Source organism: Algibacter ulvanivorans, from assembly GCF_048381495.1.
Classification (GTDB): domain Bacteria; phylum Bacteroidota; class Bacteroidia; order Flavobacteriales; family Flavobacteriaceae; genus Algibacter_B; species Algibacter_B ulvanivorans.
On record NZ_JBLWGD010000002.1, the window covers coordinates 114,021 to 127,351 of the forward strand.

The 13,331-nt window shown below is 31.0% G+C and carries 15 protein-coding genes; 5 read left to right on the plus strand and 10 right to left on the minus strand.

Annotated elements, in window-relative coordinates; genetic code table 11:
* Positions 1–117: 117 nt before the first annotated feature.
* The 7 genes from corA to ACNG5D_RS06065 form a co-directional block, all read right to left on the minus strand.
* Positions 118–1,194, minus strand: a complete 1,077-nt coding sequence (corA, locus tag ACNG5D_RS06035) for a magnesium/cobalt transporter CorA (RefSeq protein WP_418182597.1) — start codon at positions 1,192–1,194, stop codon at positions 118–120.
* A 20-nt stretch (positions 1,195–1,214) separates the two neighbouring features.
* Entirely contained in the window at positions 1,215–1,772 is a 558-nt protein-coding gene (locus tag ACNG5D_RS06040) for a mechanosensitive ion channel domain-containing protein (protein WP_418182598.1), read from the minus strand.
* Positions 1,773–1,824: 52 nt separating this feature from the next.
* Entirely contained in the window at positions 1,825–2,769 is a 945-nt protein-coding gene (locus ACNG5D_RS06045; RefSeq protein ID WP_418182599.1) for a septum formation inhibitor Maf, read from the minus strand.
* 33 nt (positions 2,770–2,802) lie between these two features.
* Positions 2,803–3,396 (minus strand): Maf-like protein, encoded by a 594-nt coding sequence (locus tag ACNG5D_RS06050; protein ID WP_418182600.1) that lies wholly within the window; start codon positions 3,394–3,396, stop codon positions 2,803–2,805.
* Entirely contained in the window at positions 3,396–4,313 is a 918-nt protein-coding gene (locus ACNG5D_RS06055; protein ID WP_418182601.1) for a geranylgeranylglycerol-phosphate geranylgeranyltransferase, read from the minus strand. The genes ACNG5D_RS06050 and ACNG5D_RS06055 overlap by 1 nt, the downstream gene beginning before the upstream one ends.
* 63 nt (positions 4,314–4,376) lie before the next feature.
* Entirely contained in the window at positions 4,377–4,907 is a 531-nt protein-coding gene (locus ACNG5D_RS06060) for a KdsC family phosphatase (protein ID WP_418182602.1), read from the minus strand.
* Positions 4,888–5,655: a Rossmann-like and DUF2520 domain-containing protein gene (locus ACNG5D_RS06065; RefSeq protein WP_418182603.1), complete on the minus strand. Its 768-nt coding sequence runs from the start codon at positions 5,653–5,655 to the stop codon at positions 4,888–4,890. The genes ACNG5D_RS06060 and ACNG5D_RS06065 overlap by 20 nt, the downstream gene beginning before the upstream one ends.
* 58 nt (positions 5,656–5,713) lie before the next feature.
* Between ACNG5D_RS06065 and ACNG5D_RS06070 the strand changes: the two genes are divergently transcribed.
* From ACNG5D_RS06070 to ACNG5D_RS06080, 3 genes are all read left to right on the plus strand, one after another.
* A complete protein-coding gene (locus tag ACNG5D_RS06070; RefSeq protein WP_418182604.1) occupies positions 5,714–6,115 on the plus strand; it encodes a group III truncated hemoglobin in 402 nt (133 codons plus the stop codon).
* A 134-nt stretch (positions 6,116–6,249) separates the two neighbouring features.
* Positions 6,250–9,435 carry a cytochrome c biogenesis protein CcsA gene (locus ACNG5D_RS06075; RefSeq protein WP_418182605.1) on the plus strand — a complete coding sequence of 1,062 codons (3,186 nt, stop codon included), beginning with the start codon at positions 6,250–6,252 and terminating at the stop codon, positions 9,433–9,435.
* A gap of 13 nt (positions 9,436–9,448) precedes the next feature.
* Positions 9,449–10,321 (plus strand): FkbM family methyltransferase, encoded by an 873-nt coding sequence (locus ACNG5D_RS06080; protein ID WP_418182606.1) that lies wholly within the window; start codon positions 9,449–9,451, stop codon positions 10,319–10,321.
* Between the two features lie 120 nt (positions 10,322–10,441).
* Here the strand turns inward: ACNG5D_RS06080 and ACNG5D_RS06085 are convergent, their stop codons facing one another.
* Both ACNG5D_RS06085 and ACNG5D_RS06090 read right to left on the minus strand, forming a co-directional pair.
* Positions 10,442–11,164 carry a DUF3307 domain-containing protein gene (locus ACNG5D_RS06085; protein WP_418182607.1) on the minus strand — a complete coding sequence of 241 codons (723 nt, stop codon included), beginning with the start codon at positions 11,162–11,164 and terminating at the stop codon, positions 10,442–10,444.
* The gene (locus tag ACNG5D_RS06090; RefSeq protein WP_418182608.1) at positions 11,158–11,760 is read right to left on the minus strand and encodes a SatD family protein; all 603 of its coding nucleotides are present in this window, start codon (positions 11,758–11,760) and stop codon (positions 11,158–11,160) included. The genes ACNG5D_RS06085 and ACNG5D_RS06090 overlap by 7 nt, the downstream gene beginning before the upstream one ends.
* 226 nt (positions 11,761–11,986) lie before the next feature.
* Between ACNG5D_RS06090 and mscL the strand changes: the two genes are divergently transcribed.
* Both mscL and ACNG5D_RS06100 read left to right on the plus strand, forming a co-directional pair.
* A complete protein-coding gene (mscL, locus tag ACNG5D_RS06095; RefSeq protein WP_418182609.1) occupies positions 11,987–12,430 on the plus strand; it encodes a large conductance mechanosensitive channel protein MscL in 444 nt (147 codons plus the stop codon).
* A 2-nt stretch (positions 12,431–12,432) separates the two neighbouring features.
* Complete coding sequence (locus ACNG5D_RS06100) at positions 12,433–12,591, plus strand: hypothetical protein (RefSeq protein ID WP_418182610.1); 159 nt, start codon at positions 12,433–12,435, stop codon at positions 12,589–12,591.
* On the opposite strand, the gene ACNG5D_RS06105 is transcribed toward ACNG5D_RS06100, so the two are convergent.
* Entirely contained in the window at positions 12,588–13,244 is a 657-nt protein-coding gene (locus ACNG5D_RS06105) for an HAD family hydrolase (protein ID WP_418182611.1), read from the minus strand. The two genes, ACNG5D_RS06100 and ACNG5D_RS06105, sit on opposite strands and share 4 nt — an antisense overlap.
* Positions 13,245–13,331: the final 87 nt, after the last annotated feature.

The following is a 13,331-nucleotide window of genomic DNA, read 5'->3' on the forward strand; positions in this document are numbered from 1 at the left end:
ATATAAAAAAGAAACCAGCGCTAGGGCTGGTTTTAATGTTTCTTTAACGGTTTGTTATGATTAAGTAATAGTTTGTTTTTTTATAATCTAACAATTAAATATATTTTTAAATTGTTTTTATAACCACTTTTTACGTTTAAAATAAATAAGCATACCTATAAACATAACAATCATGACACCCCAAAGAATAAAATAAGAGTATTTGTATTTTAGTTCTGGTATGTACTCGAAATTCATACCGTAAATGCCAGCTATAAAGGTAAGAGGTATAAAAATGGACGCCATTATGGTAAGTACTTTCATAACTTCGTTCATTTTATTGCTTATCGTGGTCATGTACATATCCATTAAACTCCAAATCATTTCGCGGTAAATGTCTATGTTTTCAGATACTTGTATAAGGTGGTCGTAAACGTCTCTAAAATAGGTTAATGTTTTTTGTTGAATTAGCGTACTTTCATTTTTTTCTATACGGTTTGTAATTTCGCGAAGTGGAAAAATGGCACGACGTACTCTTAGAATTTCACGTTTTAGGTTTTGTATGTCTTGGCTAATATCATCAGATACGTTTCCTGTAAATATTTGCGACTCAAAATCTTCTATTTTATTGCCTAAAATTTCAATAACACTAAAGTAATGATCTACTACAGCATCAATAAGTGCGTAAAGTAAATAATCGGCAGGCATGTTTCTTACACGACCTTTAGCTTGTTTTATACGTTCGCGAACCTCGTCGAAAACATCGCCTTCGGCTTCTTGAAAAGACAGCACGTAATCTTCGCCAAGAATAAAGCTTACTTGTTCTGATACTATTTTCTCGTTAGCATCATAATAAAGCATTTTTAATACTATAAAAATATAATTTTCGTATTCGTCTATCTTGGGGCGTTGCGATATGTTTACAATATCTTCAAGTACTAATGGGTGTAGCTCGTAATGTTCGCCAATTTTTTCTATGGCATTAACGTGGTTTAAACCGTTAATGTTTATCCAAGTAATGGTGCCTTCTTCGTATGTAAAACATTCTTCAACATCAAGCAGTTCTTTTACATCGCATTTGGTTTTATTATAATCAAAAGCTTCAATAAATAATTTCTGATTGGATTTTTCGCCAGTATAAATTACGCTTCCTGGAACTTGTCCAACTTTTTTCTTAGAAAATTGGGTTCTTAATTTTTTAGCTACTTTTTTCATAATCTTATAAAGATAATTATTTAAACAGCATCAGAGCCATCATCATCGTTTGTAAAATCTTCAATAGCATCTTTTTCAACAAGGGTTACAGCTTTTTGTAATATAAGGTTGTTTGGGTAGGTTACAAGGTCTCCATTTTCTACACGTAAATGTAATTGAAAGGCACGAATGTCTTCAATAATTGCGGTAATAGGGAAGTCTTTATCGTGTATTGATATTTTATCGCCTACTTTATAAGGAAAGTTAAAAAACATTATAATTCCTGATGTTATGTTGCTTAAAATAGACCAAATAGCAAATAGCGCAATGCCAATTACGGCAAAAATAGAAGAGAATATAACAGCTATTTCTTTAAATTCTGTACCAAATACAAAAGATTCTATTAATAATGCAATAACTAATATGGTAACGGTAATATAGCGTCTAATAAGCCTAATTCTGGCATCGTTAATTTCGTTTTTTCGAGCTACTTTGGTTATAGTAAAATGAATAATATACCTAATAATAAATAATGAAATAAGTATTATGGTAGATATTATTAATTCATCACGATAGTCTTTAAAGAAATTTATAAGCATAATTTTAAATTGAAACTTTATATAAAATAAACACGCGTAATTAAGTACAAATTTAGTTTAATTTTAATGTATCTCTTAAAGATTCGTCTTCTAGATTTTTCTTTTCCCAATAGGCCAATTTTATGGTTTTTAGTTTGGTGGCTTTTGTGGTTAAAACTTTGGCATTGGTACCAAAGCCACTTTTATATGTGTCTTCCCAACTTAAAATATCAAAAGGGAATTTAGGATTGAATGTTATTGATAATGTTCGGTTTAATTCGGGGTAGTTTATGCTATAAGTATTAGCGTTTAGTGTAGCATGCGCATTATAAGCTTTTATATTTAAGTGCTGAAGTCTTGAATGCTCTAACGAAGGAATAATTTGTAATTGACCCGTTGGTAATGATTGTGGATTTATGCGAAGTTTTGTCCATAATTCGTTTTCTAAAATGGTTTTATTTATTTTAAAAGCCGCATCGGCTTCGCCTTCAAAGTAAGAGTGCGAATTTATTTCGAATTGTTCACGGTTGTTAAGCTGAACATATACATGCCCGCACCATTCTTGAACTGAAGCAGATACTTTTAAAGCATGTTTAGTATTTACAACAGGGTAAAACGTACTTTGCATGATAGAGTAAGGATAAATTCCGGTTACAAAGTTTTTAGTAGCATTTAATTTTAATATAGGAATGTTGGTTGGGTTTTGGTTATCTGCTTTTACTTGGGGTTTTGGTAAAAAATCTTCGGTAACAAAAACAAGTACTGCATGACCTTCGCGAATTTTGCCATAACGAGCTTGCTCAAGTTTATAGGATGAAATTTCGGCCTTTCCGGTATACCAATAGTTTTTAAATTCTGGCGAATTGTTTTTTTTACTAAAGTCTTTATGAACTATAAATTTTGTGTCGAAATTTGTAGCTGTACTTTTAATTACGCTTTCCTTTTTACAAGAAAAAAACAAGCAAAAAGATGTTGCAATAAAAAAAACAGATAATTGTTTTATTATGTGTGGTTTCATAATTACTTTTATTTAACCTGTGAAATTACAACGCTAAGTAGTTTCAACAATGGTATTTAACGTTTTGTAAACAAGGTGTACAGGTAAGCCCATAACATTAAAATACGAACCATCTATTTTAGTAACACCAATTTGCCCAATCCATTCTTGTATACCATAAGCACCAGCTTTATCAAATGGTTTGTATGTGTCTATATAGTATAAAATTTCTTCATCTGTTAAAGCTTTAAAAGAAACTTTTGTGATGTTATGTAATGTTTTTTCGAAAGTTTTAGTAGTGAAGCATACCGATGTAATGACTTCGTGTGTTTGGTTGCTTAAGGATTTTAACATGCTAAAGGCTTCGTTTTTATCGCGAGGTTTACCCAAAGCAGTATTATTGTGCCAGACTATAGTGTCGCTAGTAATTAAAATATCGTTTTCTTGTAATTCTGTTTTAAAAGGAAGCGCTTTTAATTGAGCAAGGTAATTTGAAATTTCAAAATGCGTTAATCTTGGCGGATATTCTTCTTTAACAGGTTTTAATTGTATTTTAAAATCTAGACCTAAATTTTTAAAAAAATCTTGTCTTCTAGGAGATCCAGAAGCTAGAATTACATTGTAGTTTTTAAGTTTATTGTTTAGCATTAATTAAGTATAACATACTTGTATAAAAGTAAGGAAAGCATACCAGAAAGCATAATAAATTTATACATATTACTTATATGGTGCATGTCTTTTTTTGTTGATGCATTAAATGTTTTAATTGTTGTGTAAATAAGTGGTCCTAATATAAAAAGTAAAAAATAACTAACAGCAATGGGCTGCTTGTATAAACTAGAAATAATATAATGTATAATTCCAGCTATAGGAAAAAAGTTTAAAATTGTAAGTGTATTTTTAGCACGTACTCTTCCTATGGCAATAGGTAAAGTGTTCATGCCAACTTTGTAATCGCCATTAATATCTTCAATATCTTTAGCTATTTCTCTTAATAAATTAATAGAAAAAGCAAATGTAGAGTAATCTAAAATTATTTTAAAAAACACAATTTGAGTGCTTTGGTTTGTTGGTGTTATGGCAGGAATTAACTCGAAAACACCAACAATAATTAAGCTTAAAGCAACAAGTATAGAAATAATAATATTGCCAATTAATAGAGTGCGTTTTAAATACGTAGCATACACATAAAGTAGTACAGATATTATTACAAATATTGAAAAAAATGGGGCTTTACCAACTAAGTGTGATAAATAAAAACCAATGCCAACACCAATAAAATTAAAAGCTATAAATAAATTGTATGCTGCTTTTTCAGGTATAAATTTGTTGATGTAAACTTTGTTGGGTTTGTTTATTAAATCGGTTTCAATATCGTAAATGTCGTTAATAATGTTTCCGGCTGCAGCAATAAAAATGGTAGCTAAAACTAAAAGGAAAATACCAAACCCGTTTAAAGTAGTTTGCACCCCAAAAGGCTCTAAAAGGGCGTATTTTATTAATAGTTGCACTAAGGCAATCATTAACATGTTTTTCCAACGAATTAGGTTTAAAAAGCTACGCATTTAGGTATAAGTTAAGGTATGTTTAATTAAACATTTTTGTAAACTGTTGCTAACTTAAAAATGCTAGTCGTATTTAGCACCAAAGTTATCATTCCATTTGCCTTGTACTTTTAAGACTTGTTCAATCACATCACGAACAGCTCCTTTACCGCCTTTTTTATGTGAAATATATTTAGAAATTCCTTTAATTTCTGGAACAGCATCTTGAGGGCAACATGGTAAACCTATAATTTTCATTACAGGGAAATCTGGAATGTCGTCGCCCATATATAATACGTTTTCAGGCTTTATGTTCTTTTTTCCAAAGTAGTCGTTTAGCTGTTCAATTTTGTTATGTGCACCTAAATATATATCTGTAATACCTAATCCAGATAATCTAACGCGAACACCTTCGTTAGAGCCTCCAGAAATTATGCAAACATTAAAGCCTTTGTCTACAGCAGTTTTTAAAGCATAGCCATCTTTTATATTCATAGTTCGTAGCATTTCGCCAGTAGTTGTAACTGTTACCAAGCCATCGGTTAGTACGCCATCAACATCAAAAATAAATGTTGTTATGTGTTCTAAATATTCTTTATAACTTTTTTCTTCCATGTGTGCGTTTAATAGAGTCGGTAAGCAATTCGTAAACCGCTTTATGATGCTCGTTTTCTAAGGTTTTTAAATGTTTTTTTATGGTTTTTTTATCGTTTCGTTTTGCAGGGCCAGTTTGTGCTTTAAAAGGTGATATATCCTGAATTTTATTTGCAGTTTCTAAAATTAATGGCTTTAATAAATCGAATTCTGCACCTTCGCTTTCTGTTATTTCGTGCCCAATTCTATATAGCTGATTGGTAAAGTTATTTACAAAAACAGCTGCTAAATGTAAAACACGTCTTTGTTCGCTATTAATACGTTTTGTTGGGCTGCCTAAACTTACAGCAAGTTTTTTTAGTAAAGGATAACTTTTTTTATCAATCGTTTCAATGCAAATTGGTACGTTGGCAAAATTTAAGTTAGCCGTTTTACTAAAGCTTTGCAAAGGGTATAAAACACCACGTTTTAGTTTTTTGTCTAGATCGTAAACACTAGCGCTACCAGATGTATGTACAACTAACCTGTCTTTAAAAGGAAGTTTACTAGAAAGCTCAGAAATAACATCGTCGCTAACCGCAATTATATAAATATCTGCTTCTTTTAGATTGTTTAAATTATCTGTGACATTAACTAAATGACTATAAGGTTTTATAGCTGATATACTTCTATTATACCATTGTACAACAGAAACCTCGTTGGTATTTTCAAAACCTTTAAATAAATGTGTGGCAACATTACCTGCGCCTAAAATAACTACTGAAATCATGTTACAAAAGTAGGTAATAAAAGGGTATTTAAAAACCTAATGTTTTATCTTTGTAGGTATGAAGAAAAAAGATATTGAAACCAGAGAAGATGTATATCTATTAGTGTCTTCATTTTATAAAAAAGTTAGAGCACATGAGATTTTGGGCCCATTTTTTAATACCACTATAAAAGATTGGGATGCACATTTACATAGGTTAACAACCTTTTGGGAAAGTAGCTTGTTTATGACACGAAAACTCGAGCATAAATATTTAGGTAATCCTTTAGAAGCACATGTAAAAGTAGATAGAGAAAACCATAATAGTATAACAGAAATGCATTTTGGTTTATGGTTAAATCTTTGGTTTGAAACTATAGAAACTCTTTTTGAAGGTGAGGTTGCAGAAAATGCAAAACGTCGTGCCAGAAAAATGGGAACGTTCTTATATCTTAAAATATTTGAAGCTAGAAATATATGATTTTAAATAAAAAAAGAGCCTCCTTTATTTATGTTTTAATTTACGTATTTTAATGTTTAACTTTTGCAAGACTTTAACACTTTCAAATAAACATTAATCCTTAAATTTGCAGAACCTTAAAAAAGGGTCGTATTATGCAAAAAAAGCTCGCCAATATTTTCTTTTCAACAAAACTTACTGCTGTTTTATTTATTGTTTTTGCTGTAGCTATGGCAACAGGAACTATTTTAGATGCAGGACAAGACATGTCGCCAACACCTTACACCAGGAATTTAATTTATAATGCTTGGTGGTTTGAAGCTATTATGGTGTTTTTTATTATAAATTTTATAGGAAATGTATTTAGATATAGGTTATATAAAAAAGAAAAGTGGGCAACATTTATTTTGCATTTAGCCTTTATTTTTATCTTGTTTGGTGCTTTTATAACGCGTTATGCTAGTTTTGAAGGTATGATGGCTATTAGAGAGGGCGCTACAGAAAACTCTTTTCTATCGCAAAAAACATATATAACAACCTATATTGATGGCGATTATAAAATAAATGGTGTACCGCAACGCTTGCCAATAGAAAGCGAAGTAGATTTTTCGGGTCGATTAGAAAACGATTTTAATATTAATACGAAGTATGGCGAACAACCAGTAAGTATTCAATTAGAAAAATTTATAGTAGGCGCCGAAGAAGATGTTATTCCTAATGAAAATGGCGAAGCGTATTTAAAAATTGTAGAATCTGGCGGAAATGGCCCTCACAATCACTTTTTAAAAGTAGGCGAGCAAGCTAGTATACACAATGTTATTTTTACATTAAACAATCCGGCAAAAGGCGCTATAAATATTGCATACCATAATGGCAATTTAACTATAGATTCGCCTTTTGAGGGTACATACATGACTATGGCTACAAAAGCCCAAGGTGTATTAGTGCAAGATAGCATACAACCATTAGTTTTACGGTCGCTATATAAAATAGGAAATATGCAAATGGTGTTTCCAAAACCAATTATAAAAGGCGTTTTTGATGTGGTTAAGAAATCTCAATTGCTTAAAAATGATGAAGATGGTGTTGTGTTAAATGTAACCACTAACGGAGAAACTAAACGCATAGGCTTAATAGGTGGTAAAGGCACGAATAGTAATTTTAAACAAATAAAAGTAGGCGGTTTAGACTTTGCTTTTAAATATGGCTCTAAAGTTTTAGAATTGCCTTTTTCGGTAAAATTAAACGATTTTGAAGCCGAACGTTATCCAGGAACAGAACGTGGTTATTCTGCTTACTCTAGCCAAATAACCGTTTTAGATGAAAGAACCGAAAATTTTGATTATAAAATTTACATGAATAATATTCTAGATCATGATGGTTATCGCTTTTTTCAATCGGGGTTTGATCCAGATGAAAAGGGTACAATTCTATCAGTAAATCATGATTATTGGGGAACTTTAATAACTTACATTGGCTATTTTATGCTGTATTTAGGCTTAATGGCTATTCTGTTTTCTAAACATTCTAGATTTGGCGATTTAAAACGCTACTTAGATAAAATTAAAGCTAAAAAAGCAAAAACACTTACTATTTTAGTATTCTGTTTTGGTTTTAATGCCATAGCACAAGAACATTTTGAAGGCGATGGGCATAACCACACACAACCAACTAAGGCGCAAATAGATTCTATACTTAAAGCCAATGTAGCACCCAAAGCACATGCCAATAAGTTTGGGCATTTGGTTATTCAAGATTTAAGTGGCCGAATGATGCCTGTTAATACTTATGCATCAGAAATGCTTCGAAAATTAAGTAAACACGATACTTATGAAGATATGGATGCAAACCAAGTGTTTTTATCTATTCAAGAAAGCCCAATGCTTTGGTATAATGTTCCTGTAATATACTTAAAACCTAGAAAAGCCGATTCTATTAGAAAACTTATTGGAGCCCAAAAAGAAACAGAATATGTACCACTAGCCGATTTTTTTACAAATAAAGGCGAGTACAAATTGGCACCGTATCTAGATGAAGCTTATAAGGCGCAAATACCAAACGGTTTTCAAAAAGAGTTTAAAGAAACCGATCAGCGTGTAAATTTATTATATAACACCATTGAAGGTATGTCGTTAAAGGTTTTTCCTATACCTAATGACGAGAATAATAAATGGATATCTAATTTTGATTATAGAAAAGATAGAACAGTAATTAAAGACTCGTTGTATGCCAATTTTGTTAGTAACGGGCTTAGAGCATATTTGTTTACATTAAACCAAGCTAAGCAAACAGGTAATTTTACAGAAGCTAATAAGTTACTTGAAGCTTTTAAGAAAACCCAACACCGTTATGGTGGAGAGGTTATGCTAAGCGACGATAAAATAAATACCGAAATTCTTTATAATAAATACGATATTTTTAAGAAGCTATTTAGTTGGTATATGTATGCGGGTAGCCTACTATTTGTGTTATTAATTGTACAAATATTTAATGGTAACCGTAAGTTTGTAAATGTTTCAGTTACTGTTTTAAAGGTTGTTATACTTGCTTTGTTTGTATTGCATACTGCAGGTTTAATTGCACGTTGGTATATTTCTGGGCATGCGCCTTGGAGTGATGCTTACGAGTCTATGATTTATGTGGCTTGGGCAACTATGTTTTTTGGTTTAGCCTTTGGAAGAAAAAGCGACTTAACCATTGCATCGACTGCTTTTGTAACTTCAATGATTTTAATGATAGCACATTGGAACTGGATGGATCCTGCCATAGCCAATTTACAACCTGTTTTAAATAGTTATTGGCTTATGATTCATGTAGCTGTAATTGTAGCAAGCTACGGACCTTTTGCTTTGGGAATGATTTTAGGAGTTGTATCATTATTTCTTATGATTTTTACCACAAAAGATAATAAAGCTAAAATGGATTTAAACATTAAAGAGCTTACAACCATTAACGAAATGGCTTTAACAGTTGGTCTAGTTATGCTTACTATAGGTAACTTTTTAGGAGGTATGTGGGCTAACGAAAGTTGGGGACGCTATTGGGGCTGGGACCCTAAAGAAACATGGGCGCTTATTAGTATTATGGTTTATGCTTTTGTAATACACATGCGTTTGGTGCCTGGTTTAAGAGGTCGTTTTATATTTAATTTATTATCAATTGTAGGTTTTGCTAGTATTATGATGACTTATTTTGGAGTAAACTTCTATCTTGCTGGTTTGCATAGTTATGCTAGTGGCGATCAAATTGTAAGTGTTAAATTTATTGGTATTGCTTGTGCTTTAGTGGCTATTTTAGGTGTCTTTGCTTATAGAGGGTATGCAAGATATTACAAGAAGTAATATTTAAATTATAATGAATAATTTCCTAATTAAAGTTTTAAAAAAAGTAAATGCTTTTAAATTTTTCAATTTTAGCATTTCTAGAAAATTTGGTGGTAAAAAGTTTGTTATTCCTGTTAGTGATAATATTGGCTATTCTAATTTATCTACTTCTGAGCCTTGGATGCTTGATGTTTTAAAAGTTGTTTTACCAATTAAAAATGGCCATTTTATAGATGTTGGTGTTAATACAGGTCAAACTTTACTTAAACTTAAAAGCGTTGCTCCTAAAGTAAATTATATAGGTTTTGAGCCTAATCCTTTTTGTGTTAATTATGTTGGTAATTTAATAGCGCTTAATGGTTTTAAAAATACGATTATTGTACCTGTTGGCATTTCTGATAAAACTGAAATAGGAGAACTTAACTTTATTGATGATTCTAAGGCAGATAGTTCGGCATCAATGATAGCCGAGTTTAGAAAAAACAGTATAATTAAAAGGCATGAATATATTCCGCTTTTTAAAGTTGAAGATTTAAATGCTAGCATTAATCTTGATAATATTTCTGTTTTAAAAATAGATGTTGAAGGCGCAGAGTTAGAGGTTCTTACTAGTTTCAAAAAGCATATTTTAAATTGTAAACCTATTATTCTTCTTGAAATTTTACCTGTGTATCCTGATAATTATAGTTTTATGTTTGATAGGCAAAGTAACGTTTTAAAATTACTTTCAGAATTGGATTACTCTATGTTTAGGGTTGTTAAGAAAAAGGACATGTTTGCTGGTTTTGAAGCTATATTTGAAATTGAAAACCATACCGATTTGAGTAAGTGTGATTATGTTATGGTACATAAAAGTAAGGTTGCTGATTTTAAAGCCTTATCTACACAGGTTTTTAATGTTTAGTTGTTTTATAAATTGATTGTCTAGAGTTCGCGTTAGGGATTGCAAAGGAAAGCCCACAGCCCGACGTAGGAGGTGCGAGGACTTGTATTGTAAAGCCCGACCCTTGTGGTAACGCCCAAATTATTTTTTTAATAGTGTTAAAATGTACTCGTAGCTTATACCAAAAGCAATAGCCAAACCAAAGCTTAATAGCGTGCCTATTAGTATGTATTCTGTGAGTTTGCGGTCTTGGGCTCTTGATAAATCGCTAAAACGAAATACCGATTTGGCTGCTATAAGAAAACCAACACCCTCCCAATGGTTTGTTATTATAAACATAAATACAAATAAACGCTCTAAAATACCTATGTAGGCACCTGCGTTTTTTAGTGTAGATTCTTTATTGTATTCTGATAAGTCCCATTTTGAAATTATAGTTTTCATGATGATTGATGAAACTTTAGTTATACACAATAAACAGGCTATAAATAATAGTATTTGTGGGGTAAAAAAGGTGTTTATATCGATATTGTATGGGTGGTAAATTTTAACTACCAAAGCTATTATTAGTAAGTGTGCTATTTGGTCTAGGCCAAATAGTAAACGGTTATTAATTTTGGGGTTAAGGTGTAATTTTATTACATCTATGATATAATGCGAAACACTTATTATAACGATACCTAACCAGTATTTTAACTGAAATTGTAATAGGATTGTTAATGTGCTAAAGTGTACTAAAATGTGCCAATATAAGTATTTCGATTTATGTTTGTGTGTTTCTTTGTGCTTTACCCATTTATAAGGTTGTAGTAAAAAATCGCCAATTAAATGTGCAAGTATAAGTTTTATGGCTAGTATTAGCATAGGTCTTGTATTTGGGTTTTATAGTAGTGTAGTAGCTTAGAAATTTCGTCGTAACCAGCTCTTTTAAGGCCTTGGCTAATATTACCTTGGGTTTTGTTTAAAACTTTGGCTAATTGGCTTTGGTTTAAATTGGGTTTTTTTAATGTTGTTTTTACTAAGTTAGCCGAGGTGCTAGACCAGTTGTTTATGGTTAATTGTGCTAGGTTTAGCATTATGTTTATTGCTGTATCAAACTGTTTATAAGGCGATTTTATTGCTAATGTTGTTTTTTTAAGATTTTCAAAACACTCGCCCGAGTTTATAAAAGCACTTCCGTTAGATTCGGTTATGTTTTTAGATATATAAGTTTTTTTTCCTATACCAATGGCTAGCCTTACATCTATATTTTCAAATTGCTTTATTGTGGCTTTAATTAAAATACAGGCTTCTAGTGCGTGTTCTGGTAAAACTTCTAATTGAAAACTGTCGCCTCGATATATCTCCCAAATTTTAGGCGATTTACCATAGCTATTTAAAATGGTTTTTAGTGCTTCTAGCCAATTTTCTGGTGCACTTTTTTTAGAGTTTATTATATCGCCCGTAATTATACTTGTCATGTAAAATGATTAATAATGTAAATCAAAAATATAGATTTTTATTCAAGAAAACAAAATATTAGTTTTTTAACTAATAATATTAATTATTAGCTTATTTGCTAATATTTTAAAATATTAGCTTTAAGGTAAATAAATGCGGTTCGTGTAAATAATGATATTTAGGTAATTACTTTAAAAGAAAATACAATCTGAATATCTTTGCATTTGAAAAAGTAAAATACATGTAATGAAGTTATTTAAAGAGTTTAAGGAGTTTGCTGTTAAAGGAAATATGATGGATATGGCAATAGGAATTATAATTGGCGCATCGTTTAATAAAGTTATTGATGTGTTGGTTAAACAAGTGTTTTTGCCACCATTATCTTTATTGACTGATGGAGTAAATATGGAAGATAAACGAATTATTTTAAGAGAAGCTGTGGTTAACACAAAAGGCAAAACCATTACAGATGAAACGGCCATTGGTTATGGTGCTTTAGCTGAAGCTTTTTTAGATTTTTTAATTATAGGCTTTACAGTTTTTATTGTTGTAAAGTTTATGAATAGGCTACGAAATAAAGCGCAAGACACTAAAGATAAAACGGTAGCTACACCAAAAGATATAGAATTGTTATCGCACCTTACAGCGCTTATGGAAGAGCAAAATGCATTATTAAAAGCAAAGCAATAGTTATGGCAAAAACAGGCAGAGAAAAAAACACTAAAAATAAGGCCAAACATGCTAAGTTAATGGCAAGGAAAAAAAATAAAAAAAAATCTGAAACTTTATTGCGCAAAGAACGCTTAAAAGCCATTATATCTAGAGCAAAAGCTAAAAAAAATAATGATTAAAAACGGTTGGATATTTTACTAAAAGCAATGTCTTTAAAATTTTTAATAACCATATTGGCTGTAGAGTAATCTTGGTTTTTAGAATGAAAACTATCAAAACCAATACAAAAAATACCAGCAGCATTAGCGGCTTTTATTCCATTGGTAGAATCTTCAATAACCATACATTCTTCTTTTGAAAAACCTGTAGCTTTTGCAGCTTTAATAAAAATTTCTGGATGAGGTTTAGATTGTTTTAAATCGCCACCACTAAACTTAGCAACAAAATACTGGTTTAAATCAAAACGATCAAAAATTTGATTAATACTGGTCATAGCTGCCGATGATGCAAGCACTAATGTAAGTCCGTTTTTATGGTAATCTTTAATTAAATCTAGAACACCATCAATAAGGCTCAAGCTAGAGTTACTATAAAAAAAGTGTTTGTAATATTTACGTTTAAGCGCAACTAGTGTTTCTGGGGTTTCTTTTAAGTTAAAATAATCTACAAGACGTTTGCAAATGTTAATTGTAGATTGCCCAGTAAAGGATTCGTAAAGTTCTGGCGAAACCTCAATACCAACTTCTTTAAACATATCGTGGTAGGCTTTATTATGCATGGGTTCGCTATCAATAATAACCCCATCCATATCGAAAATAACTGCTTTTAACATCTGTAATTTTTTTGCGAATATATAAGAAATGATGGCAATGCCCTAAAAATCTATTTTGATGTTATAAATATTTTTTCAATATTTGTT

Bases quoted from the DNA above. Each gene is read 5' to 3' on its own strand.
- mscL (WP_418182609.1), top strand. From the start codon at position 11,987: ATGAAGTTATTTAAAGAGTTTAAGGAGTTTGCTGTTAAAGGAAATATG.
- ACNG5D_RS06075 (WP_418182605.1), top strand. From the start codon at position 6,250: ATGCAAAAAAAGCTCGCCAATATTTTCTTTTCAACAAAACTTACTGCT.
- ACNG5D_RS06070 (WP_418182604.1), top strand. From the start codon at position 5,714: ATGAAGAAAAAAGATATTGAAACCAGAGAAGATGTATATCTATTAGTG.
- ACNG5D_RS06040 (WP_418182598.1), bottom strand. From the start codon at position 1,772: ATGCTTATAAATTTCTTTAAAGACTATCGTGATGAATTAATAATATCT.
- ACNG5D_RS06045 (WP_418182599.1), bottom strand. From the start codon at position 2,769: ATGAAACCACACATAATAAAACAATTATCTGTTTTTTTTATTGCAACA.
- ACNG5D_RS06060 (WP_418182602.1), bottom strand. From the start codon at position 4,907: ATGGAAGAAAAAAGTTATAAAGAATATTTAGAACACATAACAACATTT.
- ACNG5D_RS06105 (WP_418182611.1), bottom strand. From the start codon at position 13,244: ATGTTAAAAGCAGTTATTTTCGATATGGATGGGGTTATTATTGATAGC.
- ACNG5D_RS06055 (WP_418182601.1), bottom strand. From the start codon at position 4,313: ATGCGTAGCTTTTTAAACCTAATTCGTTGGAAAAACATGTTAATGATT.
- ACNG5D_RS06065 (WP_418182603.1), bottom strand. From the start codon at position 5,655: ATGATTTCAGTAGTTATTTTAGGCGCAGGTAATGTTGCCACACATTTA.
- ACNG5D_RS06090 (WP_418182608.1), bottom strand. From the start codon at position 11,760: ATGACAAGTATAATTACGGGCGATATAATAAACTCTAAAAAAAGTGCA.
- ACNG5D_RS06085 (WP_418182607.1), bottom strand. From the start codon at position 11,164: ATGCTAATACTAGCCATAAAACTTATACTTGCACATTTAATTGGCGAT.
- ACNG5D_RS06050 (WP_418182600.1), bottom strand. From the start codon at position 3,396: ATGCTAAACAATAAACTTAAAAACTACAATGTAATTCTAGCTTCTGGA.
- corA (WP_418182597.1), bottom strand. From the start codon at position 1,194: ATGAAAAAAGTAGCTAAAAAATTAAGAACCCAATTTTCTAAGAAAAAA.
- ACNG5D_RS06080 (WP_418182606.1), top strand. From the start codon at position 9,449: ATGAATAATTTCCTAATTAAAGTTTTAAAAAAAGTAAATGCTTTTAAA.
- ACNG5D_RS06100 (WP_418182610.1), top strand. From the start codon at position 12,433: ATGGCAAAAACAGGCAGAGAAAAAAACACTAAAAATAAGGCCAAACAT.